This window comes from Azospirillaceae bacterium (assembly GCA_028283825.1).
In the GTDB taxonomy this organism is placed as follows: domain Bacteria; phylum Pseudomonadota; class Alphaproteobacteria; order Azospirillales; family Azospirillaceae; genus Nitrospirillum.
Genome location: JAPWJW010000001.1, coordinates 1,238,695 through 1,261,015 on the forward strand (window position 1 = coordinate 1,238,695; position 22,321 = coordinate 1,261,015).

General features: G+C 66.5%; 15 protein-coding genes and 1 pseudogene. 3 read left to right on the top strand and 13 right to left on the bottom strand.

The annotated features are described in order from the left end of the window. The 8 genes from PW843_05005 to PW843_05040 form a co-directional block, all read right to left on the bottom strand. Positions 1-2,292, bottom strand: a complete 2,292-nt coding sequence (locus PW843_05005) for a polysaccharide biosynthesis tyrosine autokinase (protein ID MDE1145968.1) — start codon at positions 2,290-2,292, stop codon at positions 1-3. Then, entirely contained in the window at positions 2,292-2,951 is a 660-nt protein-coding gene (locus tag PW843_05010; protein MDE1145969.1) for a polysaccharide export protein, read from the bottom strand. The genes PW843_05005 and PW843_05010 overlap by 1 nt, the downstream gene beginning before the upstream one ends. A 195-nt stretch (positions 2,952-3,146) precedes the next feature. Continuing rightward, entirely contained in the window at positions 3,147-4,385 is a 1,239-nt protein-coding gene (locus PW843_05015; GenBank protein ID MDE1145970.1) for an outer membrane beta-barrel protein, read from the bottom strand. Between the two features lie 252 nt (positions 4,386-4,637). Then, the gene (locus tag PW843_05020) at positions 4,638-6,101 is read right to left on the bottom strand and encodes a mannose-1-phosphate guanylyltransferase/mannose-6-phosphate isomerase (protein ID MDE1145971.1); all 1,464 of its coding nucleotides are present in this window, start codon (positions 6,099-6,101) and stop codon (positions 4,638-4,640) included. Between the two features lie 274 nt (positions 6,102-6,375). Further along, a complete protein-coding gene (locus tag PW843_05025; GenBank protein MDE1145972.1) occupies positions 6,376-8,367 on the bottom strand; it encodes a sulfatase-like hydrolase/transferase in 1,992 nt (663 codons plus the stop codon). A 142-nt stretch (positions 8,368-8,509) separates the two neighbouring features. Next, entirely contained in the window at positions 8,510-10,024 is a 1,515-nt protein-coding gene (locus PW843_05030) for a HAMP domain-containing sensor histidine kinase (protein ID MDE1145973.1), read from the bottom strand. Further along, complete coding sequence (locus PW843_05035; GenBank protein MDE1145974.1) at positions 9,981-10,877, bottom strand: response regulator transcription factor; 897 nt, start codon at positions 10,875-10,877, stop codon at positions 9,981-9,983. Before PW843_05035 ends, PW843_05030 begins: the two co-directional genes overlap by 44 nt. Next, on the bottom strand, positions 10,813-11,358 hold the full coding sequence (locus PW843_05040) for a hypothetical protein (protein MDE1145975.1): 546 nt from the start codon (positions 11,356-11,358) through the stop codon (positions 10,813-10,815). The genes PW843_05035 and PW843_05040 overlap by 65 nt, the downstream gene beginning before the upstream one ends. 742 nt (positions 11,359-12,100) lie before the next feature. Between PW843_05040 and PW843_05045 the strand changes: the two genes are divergently transcribed. Next, entirely contained in the window at positions 12,101-13,324 is a 1,224-nt protein-coding gene (locus PW843_05045) for a glycosyl hydrolase family 28-related protein (GenBank protein MDE1145976.1), read from the top strand. A 68-nt stretch (positions 13,325-13,392) separates the two neighbouring features. Here the strand turns inward: PW843_05045 and PW843_05050 are convergent. The 3 genes and pseudogenes from PW843_05050 to PW843_05060 form a co-directional block, all read right to left on the bottom strand. Continuing rightward, positions 13,393-14,225 (bottom strand): annotated as a pseudogene (locus tag PW843_05050) (alpha/beta hydrolase). Positions 14,226-14,607: 382 nt separating this feature from the next. After that, a complete protein-coding gene (locus PW843_05055) occupies positions 14,608-15,069 on the bottom strand; it encodes a DNA starvation/stationary phase protection protein (GenBank protein ID MDE1145977.1) in 462 nt (153 codons plus the stop codon). A gap of 254 nt (positions 15,070-15,323) precedes the next feature. Then, positions 15,324-16,022 carry a pirin family protein gene (locus tag PW843_05060; GenBank protein ID MDE1145978.1) on the bottom strand — a complete coding sequence of 233 codons (699 nt, stop codon included), beginning with the start codon at positions 16,020-16,022 and terminating at the stop codon, positions 15,324-15,326. A 154-nt stretch (positions 16,023-16,176) separates the two neighbouring features. Between PW843_05060 and PW843_05065 the strand changes: the two genes are divergently transcribed. Both PW843_05065 and PW843_05070 read left to right on the top strand, forming a co-directional pair. Continuing rightward, positions 16,177-17,109, top strand: a complete 933-nt coding sequence (locus tag PW843_05065; protein ID MDE1145979.1) for a LysR family transcriptional regulator — start codon at positions 16,177-16,179, stop codon at positions 17,107-17,109. 75 nt (positions 17,110-17,184) lie between these two features. Continuing rightward, the gene (locus PW843_05070) at positions 17,185-20,091 is read left to right on the top strand and encodes a winged helix-turn-helix domain-containing protein (protein ID MDE1145980.1); all 2,907 of its coding nucleotides are present in this window, start codon (positions 17,185-17,187) and stop codon (positions 20,089-20,091) included. Between the two features lie 157 nt (positions 20,092-20,248). Here the strand turns inward: PW843_05070 and PW843_05075 are convergent, their stop codons facing one another. Together PW843_05075 and PW843_05080 are read right to left on the bottom strand one after the other, a co-directional pair. Then, entirely contained in the window at positions 20,249-20,809 is a 561-nt protein-coding gene (locus tag PW843_05075) for a response regulator transcription factor (GenBank protein MDE1145981.1), read from the bottom strand. After that, positions 20,802-22,121 carry an ATP-binding protein gene (locus tag PW843_05080; GenBank protein ID MDE1145982.1) on the bottom strand — a complete coding sequence of 440 codons (1,320 nt, stop codon included), beginning with the start codon at positions 22,119-22,121 and terminating at the stop codon, positions 20,802-20,804. The genes PW843_05075 and PW843_05080 overlap by 8 nt, the downstream gene beginning before the upstream one ends. Positions 22,122-22,321 lie beyond the last annotated feature (200 nt).

The following is a 22,321-nucleotide window of genomic DNA, read 5'->3' on the forward strand; positions in this document are numbered from 1 at the left end:
TCAACCGAAATGGTCGGCCAGGGGGCGGGCGTAATCGTAGTTCAGCGGGCCGTAGCCGTACTGGCGGTAGCGGCGCGGATCGACACGGGACATGATCACCCCGGTCAGGTCGCACTGCACCTCCACCAACTGGCGCAGGGCCTGCAGCGCCGCGTTGCGCCGCGTGTGGTCCCAGCGCACGGTGAACAGCACCTTGTCCACCATCCGGGACATGGACAGCACTTCCGCCCCCACCAGCACCGGGGCCGTGTCGATCAGCACCAGGTCGTAGTTCTTGGCGAAGGTCTGCAACATGGACCGCATGCGGTCCGAGGTCAGCATGCGGGTGTCCTTGGACGTCCAGTGACCGGCGGTGATCAGTTCCAGCCCCGACAGGGTGTCGTGGTGGATGCAGTCGTCCAGGACGACGCTGTCGTCGGTCAGCAGCGAGGCCAGGCCGTGCTTGTTGGACACGTTGAACAGCTTGTGCTGGGACGGTGAGCGCCAGTCGCAGTCGATGATCAGCACCCGCCGGCCATGGCTGGCCAGCAGCCGGCCCAATGCGGCGATGATCACGCTCTTGCCTTCGCCGGGCGCGGCGGAGGACAGCAGCACCGTACGGGGGCTGTACTCCAGCTCCGACAGTTCCAGCGCCACGTGTATCTTGCGCAGGGTTTCGGCGAAGGGCGACACGGGCTCGCGCAGCACCTGGGCGGTGGGCGACTTGCCCTTCACCTCCGGCACCAGGGCGATGACCGGGATGCCGGTCGCGGATTCGATCTGGCTGCTCTGGCGGAAGGTCTGGTCGGCCTCCTCCATCAGCAGGGCGATCAGCATGCCGGCCACGGCACCCACCAGCGTGCCCAGCAGCAGGATCAGGGCCTTGGGCGGATAGCTGGCGGCGGCCGGCGGCGTGGCCACGGAGATGACGCGGGCGTCCGGCGATTCCAGCTGCTGGCGGCCCATCAGGCGCTTTTCTTCCGTCAGCATGGTTTCCAGCAGGTGGCGGTTGACGGCGGCGTCGCGCTCCATCGCCTCCAGGTGGATGGTGTTCTGGTTGTCGGCGCCCAGCGAGCCCTTGGCCTCGTTGAAGTCGTGCAGCACGGCCTGGTAGCGGGCGTTGGCCGTGCGGGACACGTTCTGCAGGCCGGTGATGATGCCCTGCATCTCCGCCTTGATCTTGCGCTGCGCGTCGGCGATCTGGGCCTTGGCGTCGGTCACCTGCGGATGCTTGTCGCCGTAGGTGGCCGACAGCTGGGCCAGGCGCTGCTCGGCGGCGGCCTGCTGCTGCTTCAGCGATTGGATCAGGGGATTGTTCAGGACTTCCGGCACGCTTTCGCCGTTGAGGCCCTGGCGGGCCAGGTTCTGCGCGTCGGCCAGGTGGGCGTCGGCGTCGGCCTTGGCCGTCTGCGCGGTGATGAGCTGGGTGTTCAGCTCCGTCAGCCGCTGGCCCATGATGCCGGTGCCGTTCTGCTGGTCATACAGACCGTACTGCCGGCGGTAATCCTCGATCGCCTTCTCCGAATCCTCCACCTGGTGGCGCAGGTCGGCGATGCGGCCCTCCATATATTCTTCCACCTTGCTGGACGCGCCGATCTTCACATCGCGCTGTTCGTCCAGGTAGGCGTCGGCCACCGCGTTGGCCAGCAGGGCCGAGGTATCGGGATCGCGGGTGGTGGCCTGGATCCTGAGGACGTCCGTCCGCCCCACGGTGGCGATGTCCAGCTTGGACATCACGATATCGACTGTGCGGTTCTCGATCTGGGCCTGCTGGCGGGCCTGGTTTTCCGGTGCTGCCGGGGCGGTGGCCTTGGGCTTGGACAGCCAGTCGGCCAAGGCGCCGGGCAGCAGGTGCGTCCAGCCGGGCTGCGCCGGTGCGGCCGTCTTGGCGTCCGGGTTGAACTCCGGATCGTCCATCAGGTGCAGCTTGGCGATGACCTTCTTGGTCAGCTCTCGCGACTGGGCGACCAGCCCCTCGCTCTGCACCCGTTCGGCGTTGAGGGTGACCGAGGCCATGGTGGCGCCGATGCCCTCCAGCGCCGGCTGGGGCACCCCCACCAGCACGCGGGATTCCGCCGAATAGCGGGACGGCATGCTGTAGGCCACGACGCCGGCCAGCAAGGCCGCACCGACGGTGCAGGCCAGGACTAGGCGGCGGTGGGCCCAAATCTTGCGGTAGGTGTCCAGCATGTCGCGCGGCTGCTGTTGCGGCGGCGGCATATAGACGGGGCGGGGGGCCGGCGGAGCGGCCATGAGGCGCCGTGGGAGGATGGGACCACCACCAAGGGCGCGGGGCTGTTCGGGCAAAGTCATCAGAAGTAACGCTCCCGGACTGTGATGACGTCGCCGGGTTGAACCGGCGTGGTGGGGTCTGCGTCGACCTGGGTCTTCTTGCCGTCCTTGCCCGTTCGGGTCAGGCGGAAGTCGTCGTCGCGGGCGCGGTAGGTGAAGCCGCCGGCCAGGGCCACGGCATTCAGGACCGACATGCCGGAAACGTAGGCGTAGCTGCCGGGGGTCTTGACCTCACCCAGGATGTAGAAGGGGCGATAGCTCAGGACCTCGACGCTGACGCGGGGGTTCTTCAGGTAGTTGGGCGACAGGCTGGACTCCAGCGTGTGGCCCAGCTGGCCGGCGGTCAGCGACCCGGCATGCACCTGCCCTACCAGGGGGAAGGACAGGATGCCGGTGCCGTCGACGGCGTATTCGCCCGACAGGTCGGCCTGGCCGAATACCGTGATGCGCACCCGGTCGCCCGGGCCCAGCTGGTAATCGTTGGCGGCGACGCCGGGGCTGACCGCCGTGTCGTTGTTGGCGACGACAGCGCCCCCGGGGGCGCCTGCGGTGTTGGGGGCGGGCGGCGCCCCGTTGTTCTGGGCGCCGGCGGGCAGGATGGGAAGGAGGATGGCACCCGCCGCGACCGCCAGGGCGGCCAGTCGGGGCAGGGACTTAACGGGGCGGCGGGAAGGCAGCATTCCGGCACCTTCTGCTTGATCGGAGGCACGCCGGCGGGGTCGCTGCCGGGGGCTCGCTTGGGGGGTCGCGGGTGGCGGCCCGTATTGCACGGGCCCACCCTTTCGGTTTTATCAAAAGTGGGGGGCGGCGGTTGTGATCAAACGGGGGCCGCCCCCTTATGGCCTGTGATCGTGGCAAATCAGGCCAGTATTACCTTACAGATGAAGGGTTAAGCCGACCAATATGTTGTGGTCGGCATAGCCGGTCCCTTCGCGATTAGATGACCGGATTTGGTAGTTGTAGCGCACATTGATCGCCGTCATTTGGCTCATCATGTACTTTGCGCCCAGACCAACGCCATACACGTCATCTGAACGGCCTATATTTTGAAAGTCGTCAGACTCATGGCTTAGCTGCAAGTGAAGTTGCACGTTGCGCAAAAGCTCGTGGTCCGCTGCCAGTGTTTCCTTGCTGGCGAAGTAGCCGGCGGAGCCGACGACGATGGTTTCCTGGATGTCGCGGGTGTATTCGCCCGTGACCGTGGTCAGCGCCGTGGCGTTCCAGGTGATCTTGGCGCCACCGGTGGGGGCGGAGAAGTTGCCCAGGCGCGGATCGTCATAATCCTGCGAGCGGTAGCCGGCGAAGACATCCAGCGCCGTGACGCCAGTCAGGTTGTACTTGGCGCCGACCACCATGGTGTAGCCGTTGGAATTGCGGTCATAGCCGCTCATGTCCGACGCGCTGTCGTAGTTGCGCGTGTTGTAGGCGCCCCTCACGTACAGTTCATACAGATCCTCGATGCGATAGCCGGCGCGGACGCTGACCTCGTTCTCATCGTGGTTCTGGCGTTCCCACAGGATGGTGCGACCGTCGAAGGTGGCGGCGTTCTGGAAGTCGTAGCGGTTGTAGCTGTCGCCCAACTCCACGAACAGATTGCCGAAATCCTTGTGGCCGACCACGTTGGCGGAGGTCTGGTTGTATTCGGTGGGATCGGCCTGGCCGACGATGTTGTTGGGCGAGGTGCGCGGCAGATGCCACAGGCTGTAGTCCGCCCCGCCCGCGATCCAGGCGTCGTGGTAGATCTCCAGCCGCCCGTCGGCGCCCAGATCATAGTTGCTGTAGTTCTCGCGGCTATGGTCGGCGTACCAGTTCAGGTCGCCGCTGGCATGGAAGTTCAGCTGGTGGACGTTCCAGTTCGACTTCAGCTCCAGCTTGGGCTGCAGCACCGTGATCAGGTCGCCGGTGTCCCCACCCTGGGTCGCGTAGATGTTGCTGTCGTAGACCTCATCCAGCGTCAGGCTGGGGTAGAGGATGAAGCCGCCCACGCGGACGCCGACAGGGTCGTAGTCGGGGTGCTGGCGCGTGGCGACGGTGTCGCCGGCCGACGTTTCCGTCTGCGCGTTGGCCGGAATGGCCATACTGCCGGCCACCGTCAGGCCGGTGGCCGCCAGCATCAGCCGCTGTTTCAGACGCCCGGGTTTCGGCGCCGCGTGTAGGGGCGCGTCCGGATAAAGCCGGGCGAGGGGGCGCTCATACGCCACCCCCCCGGTGAAGAAGGGGTGACGGTGACGATTTGCAGGCATCGGATTTGACCTCGGGCTTGACGCGTTTGCCCTTGCGGGTCCGCGTCTTGGTTTAAAAACGGGTTGCCCCCCGTCCCCGCCCGTCTGGATCTCAATGGCGCTCCCTTTCCAGGTGCGCCGCGCTTACGCGCGGCCGTAGCTGTCGGACAGACGCACGATGTCGTCTTCGCCCAGATAGGCGCCCGATTGTACTTCGATGAGATGCAAGGGCAGTTTGCCGGGGTTTTCCAGGCGGTGTTCCGTGCCGATGGGGATGTGAACGCTCTCGTTCTCCCGCACCAGCCGGTCTTCGCCGTCGCGCTGCACCAAGGCGGTGCCCTGCACGACGATCCAGTGTTCCGCGCGGTGGTGGTGCTTCTGCAGGCTGAGGCGCGCACCCGGCTTCACCATGATGCGCTTGACCTGGAAGCGGTAGCCGATGTCCACCGCGCGGTAATAACCCCACGGCCGGTAGACCGTGGTGTGATGGGTCTCTTCCGACCGGTTGCGCCGGCGCAGTTGCTCGACCACCTTGCCCACATGCTTGGCATGGGCGGCATCGGCCACCAGCACGGCGTCGTCGGTGGCGACGATCACCAGATCCTCCACCCCGATGGCGGCGACCAGGCGGCCGTCGGAATGGACGTAGGAATTCTTCACGTCCTGCAGGATGACGTCGCCCTGCTCGACATTGCCGGCCTCGTCCTTGTGGCTGACGCCCCACAGCGATTGCCAGGAACCGACGTCGCACCAGGCCATCTCCACCGGGATGACGGCGGCCTTTTCCGTGTGCTCCATCACCGCGTGGTCGATGGACAGGGATGCGGCGGCGGAGAAGGCGGCCTCATCCAGGCGGAAGAAGCCGTTATCCTCCTTGCCGGCGGCGATGGCCTCGCGCACGGCGGTCAGCATGTCGGGCTGCAGGCGTTCCAGCTCGGCCACGTACTGCTTGGCCGACATCAGGAAGATGCCGCTGTTCCACAGGTAGTTGCCGCTGGCGACATACCGCTCCGCCGTCGCCGTGTCCGGCTTTTCGGCGAAGTGCTCGACCGCCCGCACGCCGTCGGCGGCACCCAGCGGGGCGCCGACGCGGATGTAGCCATAGCCGGTTTCCGGCTTGTCGGGGACGACGCCGAAGGTGACCAAATGGCCGGCCTGCGCCGCCGGCACGCCCTTGGCCACGGCCAGGTAGAAGTCGGGCAGGGCGCCGATCAGGTGGTCGCAAGGCTGGGCCAGCATCAGGGCGTCCGGATCGCGGTCCAGCAGCCACAGGGCCACCGCCGCGATGGCCGGCGCGGTGTTGCGGGCGGCACTCTCCAGAATGATGCTTTGCGGTTCGATGCCGATCCCGTGCAGTTGCTCGTGAATCATGAACCGGTGTTCTTCATTGCAGATCACGATGGGGTCGGCGAAGCCGGCATCCCCCAGGGCGCGTGACGCCGTCTCCTGCAACAGGGTCCGGTCCGAGGTCAGCGCCAGGAACTGCTTGGGATAGATCGCCCGGGACAGGGGCCACAACCGGGTGCCGGCGCCGCCGGACAAGAGCACCGGATGGATTTGCGTGGTCCGCAAGGCCCGGGTGGGCACGCGCTCCGTCACGTCATGCATTTTATGACCGCTCCGCTTCAGGGTTGGTATCCGTTGCAAAGCACGCTAAGGGGCGGGTGTCTGCGGGGCCAGTGACCAAGCCGTGTCAGGAAAGGTGTGGGGGAACAGCGCACAAAGGGACGTATGGCGCATGCGCCTGTACGCTCAGAAAGGGTAGGACGGGCCCTTCCCCTTTCAAGGGCGGGCAAAACGGCGGGGTTGAAATGATAAAAACCCCGGCGGGAGTGCCGCCGGGGTGCGCGTCTTCAGCGAGAATCCTGGGAACGAGGGGCGTTCAGGGAACGGGCGGCAAGTCCCGCGACTCCAGGGTCGCCAGCAGGACGGCCAACTCATCCGCCCGCGCCTGCACCTCAACACGGGTGGTCCAGATAGGCAGTCCGGCGCGCGCCGTGGGGGGCGAGGCCTGCACCTGGACCAGGTTCACCACCTCATTCGGGTCGTGGCGCAGGTCGTACATTTCCCATTCCTGCGGCACATGCTGCCCTGGATCTTCCCCCTCGCGGACGGGGTCGCAATAGCGGGCCAGCTTGTAATGGGCGGTGCGCACGCAGCGGACATGATTGGGCTGGCGCACCGGCCCGGGTGCCAGGCGGGGCACGGGGCCCTTGCCATAGGCGCCATCACGCACGGCCGCCACCGTCGCGTCGAACACGGCGAATTGTTCCAGGGAGTTGGCTTCGTGCGGGTCGCCGATCAGGGGCAGCGGCTCCGTGATCTCATCGTCGGTGATGAACAGCACGCCCTGGCGGGGCTGGCCGTCCGGATCCCGCACGATGTCGGTTTCACCGCGGATCAGCGGGGCCAGGTCGGCGCCCGGCAGCGGCGGCACCGGCCGGCCGGTGGCCTTCAGCCGGGACTCGGCGGTGGCCTGGTCGGCCCGCGCCAGGCCCAGGATGGTGGGCAGCATGTCGATGTGGCTGGTGACCTGGTCCAACTGCCGCAGGCCGCCCGCTACCGGGTGCGACGGCGGGAATTGAACCACCACCGGCACGTGCAGCGCCTCCTGATAGGCGGTGTGCCACTTCTCGATCATCATGCCGTGGGCGGCCGCATACTCGCCATGGTCGGCCAGGAAGACGACGATGGTGTTTTCCGCCAGGCCCGATTCCTCCAGCGTGCGCAGGACCCGGTCGATGTGCGTATCCACCACCGCGTGCAGGTAGGCGTAAAGCTGGATGAAGTCGCGGGCCGAGGCGGCGGGATGGTCCGCCAGCTGGAACGGGATGCAGCTTTTCAGGGTGGCTTCCACGGCGGCGTCCAGGTCATGGCCGGCCGGCAGGGCGCTGCCGATGGCATGGCCGGTCTTGGACGACAGTGCCAGGCCCATCTTGTAGGCGTAATCGAACTGGCAGCTGGGCTTGGCCAGCAAATCCTCATCCAGCGTGGGCGGGTTGCGGGCGCTGTCCTGCGGAAACCCTAGGGGGTTCAGTGGGACTTGCAGGGTGCCGGCGGTGGGCGGTGGCGTGCGGTCGCCCTGCAAGGGCACGGTCAGCGGCCCGAAGACGGACTGGGTGGCGCCGGGGCCGCCGGTGTCCGAGGGCAGGGCCTTGGCGATCACCGCCGGGTAGGTCGCGATGTCATGCGGGTTGGCGAAGGAGGCGACGGCGAACCAGGGCCGTGCCTTGGAAGCATCCGGCGCCGCGCTATCGGGGATGTCCGCGCTTTTGGTGGCGGCGGCACGGTCATAGTCCAGGCCCAGGGCCTTGCGCTTCAGGAAGGTGCAGACGGAATCGGCGAAGCCGATGTCGCGGTAGGTGCCCAGGTTGTTGGCGGATGAACCGTGGGGTTCCGGATACGACTCCTCCCAATCGTCGAAGCCATAGGCCTGCAGGCTATGGTCCGGCGGATTGCTGACGTGCCATTTGCCGAAATAGTGCGTGCTGTAGCCCGATGCGCGCATCCAGCTGCCCAGCGTGGGGATGCCATCCGCCGCCAGCCAGGGGAAGTTGGCGGCGTCGCCATTCTTGAACAGCCCATCGGTCTGGGTGACGCCGGTGCGCGTGCCATATTGGCCGGTGTAGATGGTGGTGCGGCTGGGCGTGCAGGCGCTGGCGGCGATGGTGTGGTTGCGCAGCACCACGGCGTTGCGGCGCAGGCGCAGCAGGCCGGGAAAGAAGGCGGCATAGGGGTTGGTTTCGTCCACCGCGCCCTGGAAGCCCAGGATCTGCTTCAGCGCTTCGTCGAAGCCACCCTCCGGCCCGTAGGAGAAGCGGGGGAAACGGTACTGGTCGGTGGTGATCAGCAGGATGTTGGGGGGCGTGCTCATGGCGGCGGTTTCCTCCTGGCCGTCGCCCATCCCCCGCGCTGTTCACGTTCACGTCGGCAGTCACTGGAAGGGGAAGGGCGGGTGCCGCCATTATAGATGCACGGGCGTGTCGCGCAATGAAATATCCCTTATAAGTTGTAAGTCAGTTGACGGATGGCAAAACGATGTGGACGCGCAGGCCGCCGCCGATGCGGTTGCTGGCGGCGACCGTGCCGCCCAGGGCCTCCACATTGCGTTTCACGATCCACAGGCCCAGGCCGGCGTGGCCGGGGGCCTTTTCCGTGGCATGGCGGCGGGCATGGTCGGGTGGGCGCAGCGAGAAATAGCGGTCGAAGATGTTGTGGATTTTGTCGGCGTCGATGCCGGGACCGCTATCCTCGATATCCAGATTGATGGTCCCGTCCTCTTCCACCAGCCGCACGGTGATGGCGCCGCCGTCGCTGGAAAAGCTGACGGCGTTATCCAGGATGTTTTCCACCACGACGGCCAAGGCGACCTTGCCGGCGCGAACGTGCACGTCGGGCTGCAGATGGCGGCTGAGGCGGATTTGCCGTGCCACCACCACCTCGCGATAGCTTTTCAGGATGTCGGCCACGATCTGGGTCAGGTCCACGCTTTCGCGCGGCGATTCGATCATGTCGGCCATGGTGTTATCCAGGCATTGTGATGCCGAGATCAGGGCCTTCAGCCGGTCCAGCGACAGTTCGATCAGTTCGGCGGCGCGTTTGCCGCGGGGGTGATCCGCCGGCACCAGGCGTTTCAGCGGTTCCAGGCAGGCCTGGATGGTGGCGACGGGCCCCTTGAAGGAATGGGCATTGTCCTCCGCCGTCTGGCGGATGATTCCGGCCACGTGGTGCAGATCGTGCACCAGGCCGTCGAAGTCCTGCGCCACGCTGTCCAGTTCGGGAATGGCGTTGCGGCTGGCGAAGGTGTTACCGGCCACGCGGCCCTGGCGGATTTCGCGGGCGACATGGCGGAAATGGCGGATGTGGCGGCGCACGGACAGGGCCGTGAGCAGGGCCACCACCACCACCGCCAGGTACAGCATCAGCGCCAGGCGCACCTGCGGCGTTTGCCAATAGGGGCGGCCGATGGCCGTGGCCAGCAGTTCCGACGTGACGTGGGAGGAGACGAGGACCCAGCAGCCCCAGCGGCTCTGGATGGGCACGACGGAGGTCAGGATCTCCTCATGGCCCGTGGGTTGGACATAACGGATGTCCACCGGCTTGTCCCAACTGCAGCTTTCCGCCACCTGCGAGACGATGCCGTGGCTTTGAAGACTGTCCAGGGTGGCGCCCAGGTCGGCCATGCCGACCTTGGGTGCCGACGCCAAAAAGTAGAAGCCGCCGTCCTTGCCGGCGGCCCCACCCTTGGGTTGGAACATGAGTTTCAGATTGGTGCCGTCGCCATCGTACTTGGCCAACTCATCATTCAGGGTGGCCGTGGGGGGGCCACCCTCCCGGTCCAGCAGCGGCTTCAGGCCTTGCGCGATCAGCCAGCTGCTGTACCGGAGGTTCTTGGTGACAATGTCCCTTTCCTTGCGGTCCGCCGATTCGAACTGTCCGTACAGGATGAACGGCAGGACCGCGAAGATGGTAAGCAGGAACCCCAGTCTAACCGTGAGTGATCCGGATATCCGCCGTGCGGCCCAGCTCATCCTCCGCACCGGCAGGTGCTGCAGGGTCACGCCATCTGTAGCCGAAGGCCGCGAAATTCTCAATTTCCGCAAAGCCACGATCGACAGCATTGAATTTGCTCCGGATCCGCTTGATCGATGAGCGCACGTTGGTCCGATACCCATCCTCGCCGCTGCCGGCAACGAAACCGCTCCAATGCACGCGGTCATAGATGGCCCGGTAGGTGACGTGCTCGCCCAGATGGGTCACCATGAATTCCACGATACTAAATTCGGTGACGGTAAGCATCACGTCCCGGCCATTCCAAAAGGCTCGGTTGACCTTGGGCTTAAGGGTAAGGCTGCCGCAAACGATCTCATCCCCGACCTGGCCTTTGGTGATGGTGGGCTGGTTCTGGGCGGTGGGCGGCTGCACGATCAGGCGGATGCGGCGGGCCAGGACGGAGATGCCGCGCGTCTTGTCGATGAAATCGACGGCACCGCGGTCCAGGGCTAGGGTTTCATTGGCGGGCATGGACATGCCGGTCAGGAAGATGGCCGGGATGCGGCACCCGCGCCGGCGCAGGTCAGGCAGCAGGTCAATGCCCAGCGTCCGTTCCAGGCACCAGTCGATGATCAGGATGTCGGCGGCGCCGTCATTCAGGCCGCGGCCATCGTCGTCGTCGCTGGACAGGAAGCCGAGCAGCGCCTTGGCGTCGGGGAAACCCGTGACGGCGAAACCCTGGTCTTCCAACTCACCCATCGCCGCCTCGCGGAAGGCGTCGTCGTCGTCGACCAACGCCACGCGGATCGGTGTGGTGGGCAGGATGTCATTTGGCTTGAGCCACGGCCCGGATGTCGGCCAGGCAGTAGCGTTTGCGGTCGCCGGTGTCATTGTCACTTGTCACCTCATAGCTTAGGACGCGGTATGCCTGCGTCTTGATGTCGGGGTACAGTGTCAGATCGACGGTGCAGGCCCCGTGCCGATACAGCCATTCCTTCCCTGGGGCCAAATCCTGCTGGGAAGACGGCGGCCCCATCAGGGCCTGAAGCTGGGATTCGTCCAAACCCACCAATTCCACGTCGGTGGGCACCGTCAGCGCCGCGTTGTTCGTTCCCACCGCCGGGGTTGGCGCGGCGGGGGAGGCGGGCACGCGGCGGGCCGCAGCGACGCGGCCGGTGGTGCCACCGGAATTGGTGGAACTGTCGCTCGCTGGAGGGGGAACCTGGGCCTTAGCCCGGCTGGGTGCCGGACGTGCGACCGCGATCTTCTGCGGCGCGGGCTTGGCCTGCTCCCACGGGGGCAGCCAGGCGGCACATCCCGACAGCAGCATCAGCCCAGCCAGGCCTGCCCGTTGCCAAAATTTTCCGCGCACCACAGATAACCTCCATAAGGGACGACCTCCGTCGGCCCAGTCCCGGGCGGTGCCCGGGGCCGGTCTTGCACATCAATGGGGTGGTCCCTCCCGGGGAGCCTGCCTTCAAAGCCTTTGCGGTTCCCGGTGGGCTGGGGCCGCGGCCATTTTATGGTTAAGAAATCGTCCGGCCCTTATTTTCCACCCGATCATGGCATCACCATGGCGCGTGGCCCGGCCCAACGGTCCTACCCTTTTTAGATGATCAGTTTGGTTCGACTGGTGCTGCAAGTGCGAGATGGGTTGAGCAACTAACAGTTACGTACAATTTTTCATAAACGCGATTCAACGAACAAAACGATGGCGTTTGCAAGAGAGTCAACAATGCCTTGCAATGGCGCGTATCCGCCATTGGGCATTCGGCGAACACAGTTTCGTCACATGGCGCGTGCGACATATGTCGAACGCGAGGGGATATAGGGCGACAACCTGGAATGGAGTGTTCGAATAGCCGCTTGGGGCAAGAATACGGCGATCTATTTGCTGTCCGGGGTATGTCCTATGCCACAACTTTGACAGACGTTTTGCACTTGCACAGTCATTCAGGTAGGCCAATTCTGGTGAGGGGGCGTGGGAAACCACCCCCAAATATCCCCAAAATCATCGGCCTCACGCGCCCGGGCCGGAACTTCCACGGCCTGGGAATATTCAGCCTTAGCAGGGGCAGCGGCGGGGTTCTACTGACCTTTGAGCGAGGTTAATCATGGATCGCCGACATTTGATCGCGGCAGGTGCCGCGTTGCCCTTCGGCTTGTCTGCGGCGGGGGTCGGACGCGCGTCTGCCGCCGTGGCCGGGGGGGACGACCAGGTGGCGCAGGTTGCCGCCACCACCACCGCCAAGGCCACCCCCACCGTCTACGACTATGGTGCCGTGGGTGATGGCGTTACCGACGACAGCGCCGCTTTCGCCAAGGCCCTGGCCGCCGCCGCGACCAACGGCCTGCTGGTCATCGTTCCGGCCGGCACCTATGCCATCAAGAAGACCATCTCCTTCGTGTCCACAGCCGACGTGGGCAAGCCCTGGGGGCTGCTGGCGCAAGGGGCGACCCTGGTGTCATCCATCACCAACGGCACCGACATCATGAGCCTGCAGGCGGTCAACACCGTCCGCTATTTCCGCATCCTGGGCGGGTTCAAAATCCAGGGGACGGGGACGGATGGCAACGGCCTGCGCATCATCGCCTACGGCAGTTCCTATTTCTTTTACAACGTGACGCTGGACGGGGTCTGTATCGAAGGGGCGGGCCTGAATGGCCTGCTGTTCGAGGGCAACGTCTTTGAAAGCGTGCTGATCGGTTGCTTCTTCCAGGACTGCAAGCAGAACGGCGCCGTCTTCGCGCAGTCCCAGGGGGGGGTCTGTTCGGCCATCACCATTCTTGGCTGCTTCTTCGCCCAGAACACCAAATGCGGCATGATGGCCACCAACTTCGACGCCACCTACGGCGGCACGACCGACGTGCGCATCTATGGCGGTTATTGCCGCGACAACGGCAGTTACGGCTTCTACTACAACAACGGCACCTCCAGCGGTGCCGCGATCGAGCAGGTGGGGTTCGAGAACAACTGCCGCGCGTTATCGCCCGGCGACACCACGGGCGCGCATGTCTATGGCCTGGTGCAAATCCGCATGCGCAGTTGCACGGGTTATAACGAGGGCGGCGGGGCCACCTACATGCTGCGTGGATGGTTCAGCACGCTGGCCTCGATGGACAATTGCGACCAGTCGGCCGGCGGTGCCATGGCGACGACGGGCAAGTCGCGGCTGGTGCAGGTGAACGGCAGCGCCGCCGGCCATGTGCTGATGAGCGCGTCGGGCGGTGGGCTGGACGTGGTCAGCGGTACCGGCTGCACCTGGACGGCGGAGAACTGTTCCGGCACGTCGCCGGCCGGCACCCTCAGCCTGAAAACCACCACGACATCAAATTAGCTGGAAATAAGATAACGGGATGCGGAGTCGCCTCCGCATCCCGTTTGACTTTAAGTCGCTCGGGCTTGTCAGCCTTTGATGAAGGCCAGCAGGTCGGCGTTGATGACGTCGGCGTGGGTGGTGGCCATGCCGTGGGGGAAGCCCTTGTAGACCTTCAGCGTGCCGTTCTTGACCAGCTTGGCCGACAGCGGGGCGGAATCCGCGAACGGTACGATCTGGTCGTCATCGCCGTGCATGATCAGGACCGGCACGTCGATCTTCTTCAGATCCTCGGTGAAGTCGGTCTCGGAGAAGGCCTTGATGCAGTCGTAGTGGGCCTTGATGCCGCCGGCCATACCCTGCCGCCACCAATTGTCGATCACGCCCTCGGACACCTTGGCGCCCGGACGGTTGAAGCCGTAGAACGGGCCGGCCGGAATGTCGCGGTAGAACTGGGCCCGGTTGGCCGCCAGATTGGCGCGGAAGCCGTCGAACACCTCAATGGGCAGGCCGCCGGGGTTCTTGTCGGACTTGACCATGATGGGCGGCACGGCACCGATCAGCACGGCCTTGGACACCCGGCCCTTTTCGGCACGGGCGACATAGTGCGCCACCTCGCCGCCGCCGGTGGAATGGCCGATGTGGACGGCACCCTTCAGATCCAGGGCGGCGGCCAGCGCCACCACGTCGGCGGCATAGGTGTCCATCTCATTGCCGGTATCGGTCTGGGTGGACCGGCCGTGGCCGCGCCGGTCATGGGCGATGACGCGATAGCCATGGCCCAGGAAGAACATCATCTGGTTGTCCCAGTCGTCCGCGCTCAGCGGCCAGCCGTGATGGAAGACGATGGGCTGGGCGGACTCTTGGGGCCCCAGTCCTTGTAGAAAATCTCAACGCCGTCCTTGGTGGTGATCGTGCTCATCGTCTGATTTCCTTTGCCGGCCGGGTGGCCATGGTCATGGGGATGGGGTTCAGGGACGGCCAGGGCCGTCGTCGCGCTCAAGGGCAGGGCCGCCAGAGCGGCCAAGGCGCCGGCACCCGCCAACATTGTCCGGCGGGTGGCTTCATGTCCGGATTGGGCTGGCATCATGGTGTCCAGTGTCGGACCGGCCGTCGGCGTTGGATCGTTCTTTGTCATGGTCCCTGGCGTCCCCTATCAGGTCGGTGCGCGGGGGACCGGATCCGGCCCCCCGCGGTTGCCCAGGGTAGGGCGGCGGGGGGCCGGCGGCTTGCAGGCTTGGGCGCGATTTGACTATTCGTGCGCCGAAATCATTCGCTGGGCGAAGTGAAATCCCGCTGATGGATCAGTCTTTGGCGATGGTCTGGTTCAGGAACCAGGCGCGTTCCTCGGCCTCGTCGATCCAGTTTTCCAGCAGGCTGGCGGAGGCGACGTCGCCGGCTTCGTCACAGACCTCATGCGCCTCGCGCAGGATGGCGGCCAGGGTGACGTTGTCCTCATGCAGTTCCTTCAGCATGTCCAGCGCCTTGATGCCGTCCGCGTCGCTGTCCTTGATGCGTTGCAGCTTGGCGATCTGGCCGATGGACTTCAGCGTGGTGCCGCCCACCTTGCGCACGCGCTCGGCGATGGCGTCGGTGGTGGCGAAGATCTGCGCCGACTGCGCGTCCAGCAGCAGATGATATTCCCGGAAATGCGGGCCGGAAATGTGCCAGTGGAAGTTCTTGGTCTTGAGGTAAAGGGCGAACATATCGGCCAGCAGGGGCGTCAACGCGCCGGGGACGCCCTGGAAGTTCGGCTTCGTGCTCATTCTGTCAATTCTCCCGTCTGGTTCATGGTACTGGGGCAGGTATGCCACGCGGATGCACGCGTGGACTGGCTAGCAGCCGGCCTCGGCCCCGTCTTGTAGGGTTGCACTTAAATCGTGACGCCTGTACCCCAAGCGCCTTCAAAGATTTAGGAAGCCGAACGGCCATTCCAAGCCGGCGAAATGGCCTCATTCGAATGGCAATCCCGGGGAATGGGCGCGCCCACGGGAAAAGGCGCGCCCAGAACGACCCCAAATCAGGCGGCATCGACCAGTACGATCTCCGCATCCTCGACGCCGACCAGTTCGACCGTCGACTGTTCGGTGATGGCGGCACCATCGCGGGCCTCGATCCGCACGCCATCGATCTCGACCACACCCTTGGCCGGCACCAGATAGGCGTGGCGGCTGGGGTCCAGGGTGAGGCTGACGCGCTCGCCCGCCTTGACCGTGGCCCCCATGACGCGGGCCTTGGCGCGGATGGGCAGGGCGCCCTCATCCCCGTCGAAGCCGCTGGCCAGGGTCACGAACTTGCCGGAGCGGTCGGCCTTGGGGAAAGGCTTGGCGCCCCAGGACGGCGTGCCGCCCCGCGTTTCCGGCTGGATCCAGATCTGGAAGATGCGGGTGGTCTCATCCTCCAGATTGTATTCGGAGTGGCGGATGCCGGAACCGGCCGACATCACCTGCACGTCGCCGGCCTCGGTCCGGCCTTCGTTGCCCTGGCTGTCCTGGTGGGTGATGGCGCCGTCGCGGACATAGGTGATGATCTCCATGTCGGCATGCGGGTGCGGCGGGAAGCCGGACTTGGGCGCGATCTCGTCATCGTTCCAGACCCGCAGGTTGCCCCAGTGCATGCGGCTGGGGTCATAGTAGCTGGCGAACGAGAAGTGGTGCTTGGCCTTCAGCCAGCCATGGTTGGCACCACCCAGCTTGGCATAGGGACGACGTTCGATCATGACAAAGCTCCTTGGCTCTTCGATTTCCGGGCGGCGCCGTCGGATGGTTCCGTTGGTCGCCGCCGCTGTCATGGCTAAAGATGGCCCTGGACGCGGCTGCGGAAAATAGAAACTATGGAACTTCATCGTTTCCATTTATGTGGTCTTCATTCCCATGTCCCTTCCTGATCTCGAGGCCTGGGCCATCTTCGCCAAGGTGGCGGAAACCGGGTCCTTCGCCGGCGCTGCCCAGGAATTGAACCTGTCCAACGCCACCGTGTCCAAGGCCATGAGCCGGTTGGAGGCGCGGCTGGGTGAGCGGCTGATCCACCGCACCTCCCGCCGCTTCTCGCTGACCGAGACGGGGCGGGTGCTGGCGGTGCGCGCCGCGCAAATCCTGGCGGAGGGGGAGGCGGTGGAGGCGGAGGCCCAGGCCAAGTCCAGCCAGCCCCGGGGGCGGGTGCGGCTGGCCGCGCCGATGTCCTTCGGCGTGCGGCATGTGGCCCCGGCCATGCCGGAATTCCTGGCGGCCTACCCCGACGTGACGGTGGATTTGCAGCTGGATGACCGGCAGGTCGATCTGGTGGCGGGCGGTGTCGATGTGGCCCTGCGCATCGCCGACCTGGCGGATTCCAGCCTGATGACGCGGCGCCTGTGCCCCGTGCGCCGCTGGGTGGTGGGGGCGCCCACCTACTTCCGGCGCCATGGCCGGCCGGCGCGGCCGCGCGACCTGAAGGATCACGCCTGCCTGGTGTACAGCTACCTCGCCACCGGCGACACCTGGCGCTTCACCCACCTGGACGGGACGGAGGAGGCGGTGCGGGTCAAGGGTCCCTTGAGCGCGACCAACGCCGACGCGCTGCAGGACGCGCTGGAGGCCGGGCTGGGCGTGGCCTTGCAGCCCGATTTCCTGGCGTGGGACGCCGTGCAGGCCGGCCGGCTGGAGGTGGCGTTCCTGGATTGGGCGCCGCCCGCCCTGGCCATCAACCTGATCACCCCCGCCGGCGGGCCGCGCGCCGCGCGGGTGGCGGTGCTGCTGGACTTCCTGGCCCATCGTTTTACCGCCGGGTCGGCGCCGTGGACGCGGGAACTGCCCGCCGCCGGCTGAGAGGGTTGCGGCCGGCGGCCCATTGCTGGGATAATTTGCCACCGCTTACCCGCCATCCTCCAACCGTCTGAGCTCATGCCCGACACTGCCTCCGAAGTGGTCTACCGCTTCGGCCCCTTCAGCCTCTATCCGTCCCGCCATCTGCTGACCGCCGGCCGGCCGGTTGCCCTGGGGGGCAGGGCAATGGGGCTGTTGGTGGCGCTGGTCGAGCGCGCGGGGCAGGAGGTGGGGCGGGATGAGCTGATGGCCCTGGCCTGGCCGTCCACCCATGTGGCCGATAACAATTTGCGGGTCCAGATGACCAAGCTGCGCGACGCCCTGAACCGGGGCGACGACAGCCAGGCCTACATCGCCACCAACCCCGGCCGGGGGTATCGCTTCATCGCCCCCGTCCTGCGCGAAATGGTGGGCATCACGGCCGGAACCACCGCGTCGCCCCTGTCGCCTGCGGTTGCGGCATCCCCCGGCCGGACACCCGTCGGCCGGGCAGAGGTCATCGTGGCGCTGGCGGCCAAGCTGGAACGCCATCGGCTGGTCAGCATCGTGGGGCCGGGCGGCATGGGCAAGACCACCGTGGCCCTGGCGGTGGCGGCGTCCGTGGCGGGCCGCTATCCCGACGGCGTCGGGCTCATTGACCTGGCGGCGGTCAGGGACGGGACCTTGGTGCCGGGGCTGGCCGCCGCCCGGCTGGCGCCGCACATCCATGCCGACGACCCTCTGCCGGCCCTGACGGCTTTCCTCAAGACCCGGCGCATGCTGGTGGTGCTGGACAGCTGCGAACCGGTGACGATGGCCGCCGCGGGGCTGGCGGAGGCGCTGCTGGCCGGCGCACCCGGCCTGGACATCCTGGTCACCAGCCGTGAGCCGTTGCGGGCGGAGGGGGAACAGGTGCACCGCCTGGGGCCGCTGGCGGTGCCGGACCGGGCCGATGGGCTGACGGCGGCCCGCGCCCTGGAGCATGCCGCCGTCCGTCTGTTCGTGGACCGGATGGCCGCCAGCCTGGGCGGCTTTGACCTGCGCGATGAGGATGCGTCCCTGGTGGCGGAGATTTGCCGGCGCCTGGACGGCATTCCCCTGGCGTTGGAACTGGCGGCGGGGCCCGTCGAGGTCTATGGCATCGCCGGCGTGGTGGCCCGCCTGGACGATCGTTTCGCCCTGCTGGTCCGGGGACGCCGTACGGCGGCGGACCGTCACCAGACCCTGCGCGCCGCCGTGGACTGGAGCTACAACCTGCTGTCGTCGCCCGAACGGCATGTGCTGGACCGGCTGTCGGTGTTCGACGGCGGCTTCGGCCTCACGGCCCTGCCGGCCGTGGCGGGGATGATGGCGGAGGCCATGGTGGCCGACCTGGTGGCCAAGTCCCTGGTGGTTGCCGACCTGAACCCGGCGGGGGCGCCGGCGGGCGAGGTGCGCTATCGCCTGCTGGACACCATCCGCGCTTATGCCGGCGAGCGGCTGGCGGCGGCCGGCGGCCATGCGGCGGCGGCCCAGGCGCATGCCCGCCATTATCTGGGATTGCTGCAAGGCGCCTTGCCGAACTGGGATGTGCAGCCGGTGCGGGACATGCTGGTCCGCTACGGCCCTGAGGTCGACAACATCCGCCAGGCGCTGGACTGGTGCCTGGCGACCGAGGGGCAGGAGGACGCGTTTCGGGCCCTGACCTTGGCGGCGGCACCCTTGTGGATGCGGCTGTCGTTGTGGAAGGACTGCCGGCAGCGTGCGGGCCAGGCCCTGGCGCTGGCCGTCCCCTTCGCCGATGAACGCCAGCACCTGCACCTGACGGCGCTGCGGGGCATGGCCCTGACCATGACCAATGCCATCGACGACCACACGGTCGCGACCTGGGACGCCGTGCGGACGATGGCGGCGCGCCTGGGCGACCCGGGCAGCGACCTGCAAGCCCTGTTGGGACTATGGGTCATCCATTTCAACCGGGGCCATCTGCGCCATACCCTGGCCCTGGCGCATGATTTCCAGGCCGCCGCCGCCCGCAACCCCGACCGGGTGGCGCCCGCCTTGGCGGAGCGCATGATCGGTGCTTCCCTGCACATCCTGGGCGACCATGAGGGCGGGCGCATCCGTACCGAGCGGGCCCTGGAACTGGCGGAGATGGCGGCCCCGCCGGGGCAGAGCATCCGCTTCCACCTGGATCAGCGCATCCTGGCCCAGAGCACGCTGGCCGGCATTCTTTGGCTTCAGGGCGCCGTCGATCACGGCCAGGACCATCTGCGCCAGAGCTTGCAGGCCGCCGACGTCCTGGGGCATGCCGCCACCACCTGCACTGTGCTGGGCCAGTCGGCCTGTGCCATGGCGCTGCTGACCGGTGACTTGACGGCGGCACAGCGTTATTGCCGCCTGCTGCTGTCCCTGGCGGAGCGGCATGGCTTGCAGCTGTGGCACCAGTGGGGGCTGTGCTTCGACCTGATCCTGAAGGTGAAGATCGCCGGCGCCCACGCGGATACGGACGCCATGCTGCGCCGCCTGGCCGACATCCCCGACCTGTCACATCCCCGCTACATGGCCCTGGTGCGGGAATCCGCCCTGGCCCTGGGGCGGGCTGGCGATCCCACCACCGCCCTGGGCCTGATCGACACGGCGTTCGAACGGTCACGGCGCAATGAGGAAGGCTGGTGCTTGCCGGAACTGATGCGCCTGCGGGGCGAGCTGCTGTTCCAGCGCGGCGACGGGGTGGAGCCCGAGGCGCTTTACCGCCGGGCCTTGGCCCTGGCGGCGGAGCAGGGTGCCCTGTCCTGGCAACTGCGTGCGGTGGTCAGCCTGGCGCGGCTGCAGATCAGGCTGGACCGGGTGGGTGACGCGCCGGCGCTGCTGGCCGACCTATACGCCCGCTTCAGCGAGGGGCGGGACACGTCGGACCTCAAGGCGGCGGAAACCCTGCTGCTGCATTTCAGCGGCGGCCGCGCCTCGGGCCGCGTCCTGGATGGTCCGGCCCGGTCGGCCGAGGGCGGCCTGCTGACGGCGTGATCAGCGGCATTCATGCCGCTGTAGGCTGCGACCGCAGCCGCCGGAGATTGCCGGGGAGCCGGAGGCGGACTGGAAATCGAGGAAGCCCGAGCCAGCGGATGCTGGCGCCCGGCGCCTGAGGGGGCCTTTGGTCGGTTCCGATCAAAGGCCGTGCGTATCAATTCACCCGTTGTTTTGCCAGCTTGCGTGCCAGGGTCCGGCGGTGCATGCCCAGGCGGCGGGCGGCTTCGGAAACGTTGAAGTCGGTATCGGCCAGTGTCTCGTGGATGCGTTCCCACTCCAGCGTCTTGATGGAGGTGGCGCGGTTGCTCAGCCCGATGTTGCTGTCGCCCTCGACCCGGCCGAAGGCGGCCTCGATGTCGTCGGTGTTGGACGGCTTGGCCAGGTAGTGGCAGGCGCCCAGCTTGATGGCCTCGACCGCGGTGGCGATGCTGGCGAAACCGGTCAGCACCACGATCTTCATTTCCGGGTTGTGGGCGTGCAGGATCTTCACGCACTCCAGGCCCGAGGCCCCGGCCAGCTTTAGATCCACCACGGCGAATTCCGGATCGGTCTGCGCCAGGATTTCCGGCAGGGCTTCTGCCCGGTCGCATTGCAGCACGTGATAGTCGCGCCGCTCGAACGACCGCTTCAGCGCCCGCCCGAAGGAGGGGTCGTCCTCCACGATCAGCAGGGTGGGGCCCCCTTCGGGGGATGCGGCGGCGTTTTCGTCAGTCATCCGAATCCTCGATCACCAGCGAACTTGTCGGCAGGCGCAATTCCACGGTGGCGCCACCGGCGGGGTTGTTGACGGCAGTTACCCGCCCACCCAGTTTGCGCGCCACATTAACAACAAGGAAGAGGCCCAGGCCGCGCCCTGGCTTGTTCTTGGTGGACTGGTAAGGCTTGCCGAATCGCGCCAGGATGTCCGGCGCGAAGCCGGGCCCGCGATCCTGCACCGTGACGATCAGCAGGCCGTCATGGCAGGCGACGTCGATGCCGACCCAGCCGGGCGATGCCTCCAGCGCGTTGTCGAACACGTTGAACAGGCTCTGCTTGATGGCGGTGTCGGAGGCGATCACCACGTCGTCGGCGATGTGGTTGGTGTAATCGATGGCGCGCTCCGCATGGGCGGACCGCCAATCCTCCACCACGTCGTCCATGAAGGTGACCAGGGTGGTGCGCTCCGCCCCCTCGGCCCGCGCCTCGCCGGCCGTCAGCAGGACGCGGGAGACGATCTCCTTGCAGCGGGCCAGTGCCGCCTGCATCTCATCCAACTCATCCACCATGTCGGGCGGAAAATCGGCCTTCGCACCCTTGGCGGCCATGCGGCGCCAGTCGCTGAGGATGACCGACAGGGTGGCCAAGGGCGTGCCCAGCTCGTGGGCCGCCCCCGAGGCCAGCAGGCCCATGCGGACGATGTGGTCCTCCTCCACCGATTTCTGGCGCAGGTCGGACAGGCGGGCATCGCGCAGGCGCAGATTGCCGTTGATGCGGGTGACGAAACTAACGGCCAGAACGGCGGCCAGCAGGAAACAGATGAAGGTGCCGGCCAGGTACAGGTCGAACACCCGGGGCCAGGCGCCGCCCGACGATGCCAGCCCCTGGGAGAACAGGGCGATGTCCCGGTGATAGGCGGTCAGGCCGACGAAGCAGGCGCAGGTCACCCCCACCAGGGTCCAGGTCAGGGGGGACCGCAGCAGGACGGCGCCCAGGATGACTTGCAACAGGAACAGCGAGATGAAGGGGTTGCTGGCCCCGCCGCTGAGGTACAGCTGAACCGTCAGTCCCGCCACGTCCAGCAGCAGGCCCAGGAACAGTTCGGTGTTGGTGATGATCGCGCGGCTGCGGGTGCGGTACAGGCTGACCAGGTTCAGCAGCACCAGGAACAGGATGACGGTGCCCATGGGCAGCAGGGGAAGCTCGATATCGAACCAGGCGTGGGCCATGGCGATGGTGACGATCTGGCCGCCCACGGCCAGCCACCGCAGGGTGACCAGCAGCAACAGGTTCTTCTGGTTGGTGGTATCCTGGATCGAAATGTCTTCCATCCTGTCCCTAGCGCCTCCCTGGACGGATGTCTGTGTCAGGCAGGACTAGCGTTCGAACGTAGGCTTATCAACGACTAAGGCGATCACGGGGCCACCCGCGGGACGATCCGCCGCGGATGGCCCCGTGATCGCCCTGGTGGCCGCGTCACGGGTAATCATTAAGGGACGAAACGATCCCAGGGGAAGGGGAGGGGGCTTAA

Excerpts from the sequence above, each read along its gene's own strand:
- PW843_05005 (MDE1145968.1), bottom strand. The coding sequence starts at position 2,292 with ATGACTTTGCCCGAACAGCCCCGCGCCCTTGGTGGTGGTCCCATCCTC.
- PW843_05010 (MDE1145969.1), bottom strand. The coding sequence starts at position 2,951 with ATGCTGCCTTCCCGCCGCCCCGTTAAGTCCCTGCCCCGACTGGCCGCC.
- PW843_05015 (MDE1145970.1), bottom strand. The coding sequence starts at position 4,385 with ATGCTGGCGGCCACCGGCCTGACGGTGGCCGGCAGTATGGCCATTCCG.
- PW843_05020 (MDE1145971.1), bottom strand. The coding sequence starts at position 6,101 with ATGCATGACGTGACGGAGCGCGTGCCCACCCGGGCCTTGCGGACCACG.
- PW843_05025 (MDE1145972.1), bottom strand. The coding sequence starts at position 8,367 with ATGAGCACGCCCCCCAACATCCTGCTGATCACCACCGACCAGTACCGT.
- PW843_05030 (MDE1145973.1), bottom strand. The coding sequence starts at position 10,024 with ATGAGCTGGGCCGCACGGCGGATATCCGGATCACTCACGGTTAGACTG.
- PW843_05035 (MDE1145974.1), bottom strand. The coding sequence starts at position 10,877 with ATGACACCGGCGACCGCAAACGCTACTGCCTGGCCGACATCCGGGCCG.
- PW843_05045 (MDE1145976.1), top strand. The coding sequence starts at position 12,101 with ATGGATCGCCGACATTTGATCGCGGCAGGTGCCGCGTTGCCCTTCGGC.
- PW843_05055 (MDE1145977.1), bottom strand. The coding sequence starts at position 15,069 with ATGAGCACGAAGCCGAACTTCCAGGGCGTCCCCGGCGCGTTGACGCCC.
- PW843_05060 (MDE1145978.1), bottom strand. The coding sequence starts at position 16,022 with ATGATCGAACGTCGTCCCTATGCCAAGCTGGGTGGTGCCAACCATGGC.
- PW843_05065 (MDE1145979.1), top strand. The coding sequence starts at position 16,177 with ATGTCCCTTCCTGATCTCGAGGCCTGGGCCATCTTCGCCAAGGTGGCG.
- PW843_05070 (MDE1145980.1), top strand. The coding sequence starts at position 17,185 with ATGCCCGACACTGCCTCCGAAGTGGTCTACCGCTTCGGCCCCTTCAGC.
- PW843_05075 (MDE1145981.1), bottom strand. The coding sequence starts at position 20,809 with ATGACTGACGAAAACGCCGCCGCATCCCCCGAAGGGGGCCCCACCCTG.
- PW843_05080 (MDE1145982.1), bottom strand. The coding sequence starts at position 22,121 with ATGGAAGACATTTCGATCCAGGATACCACCAACCAGAAGAACCTGTTG.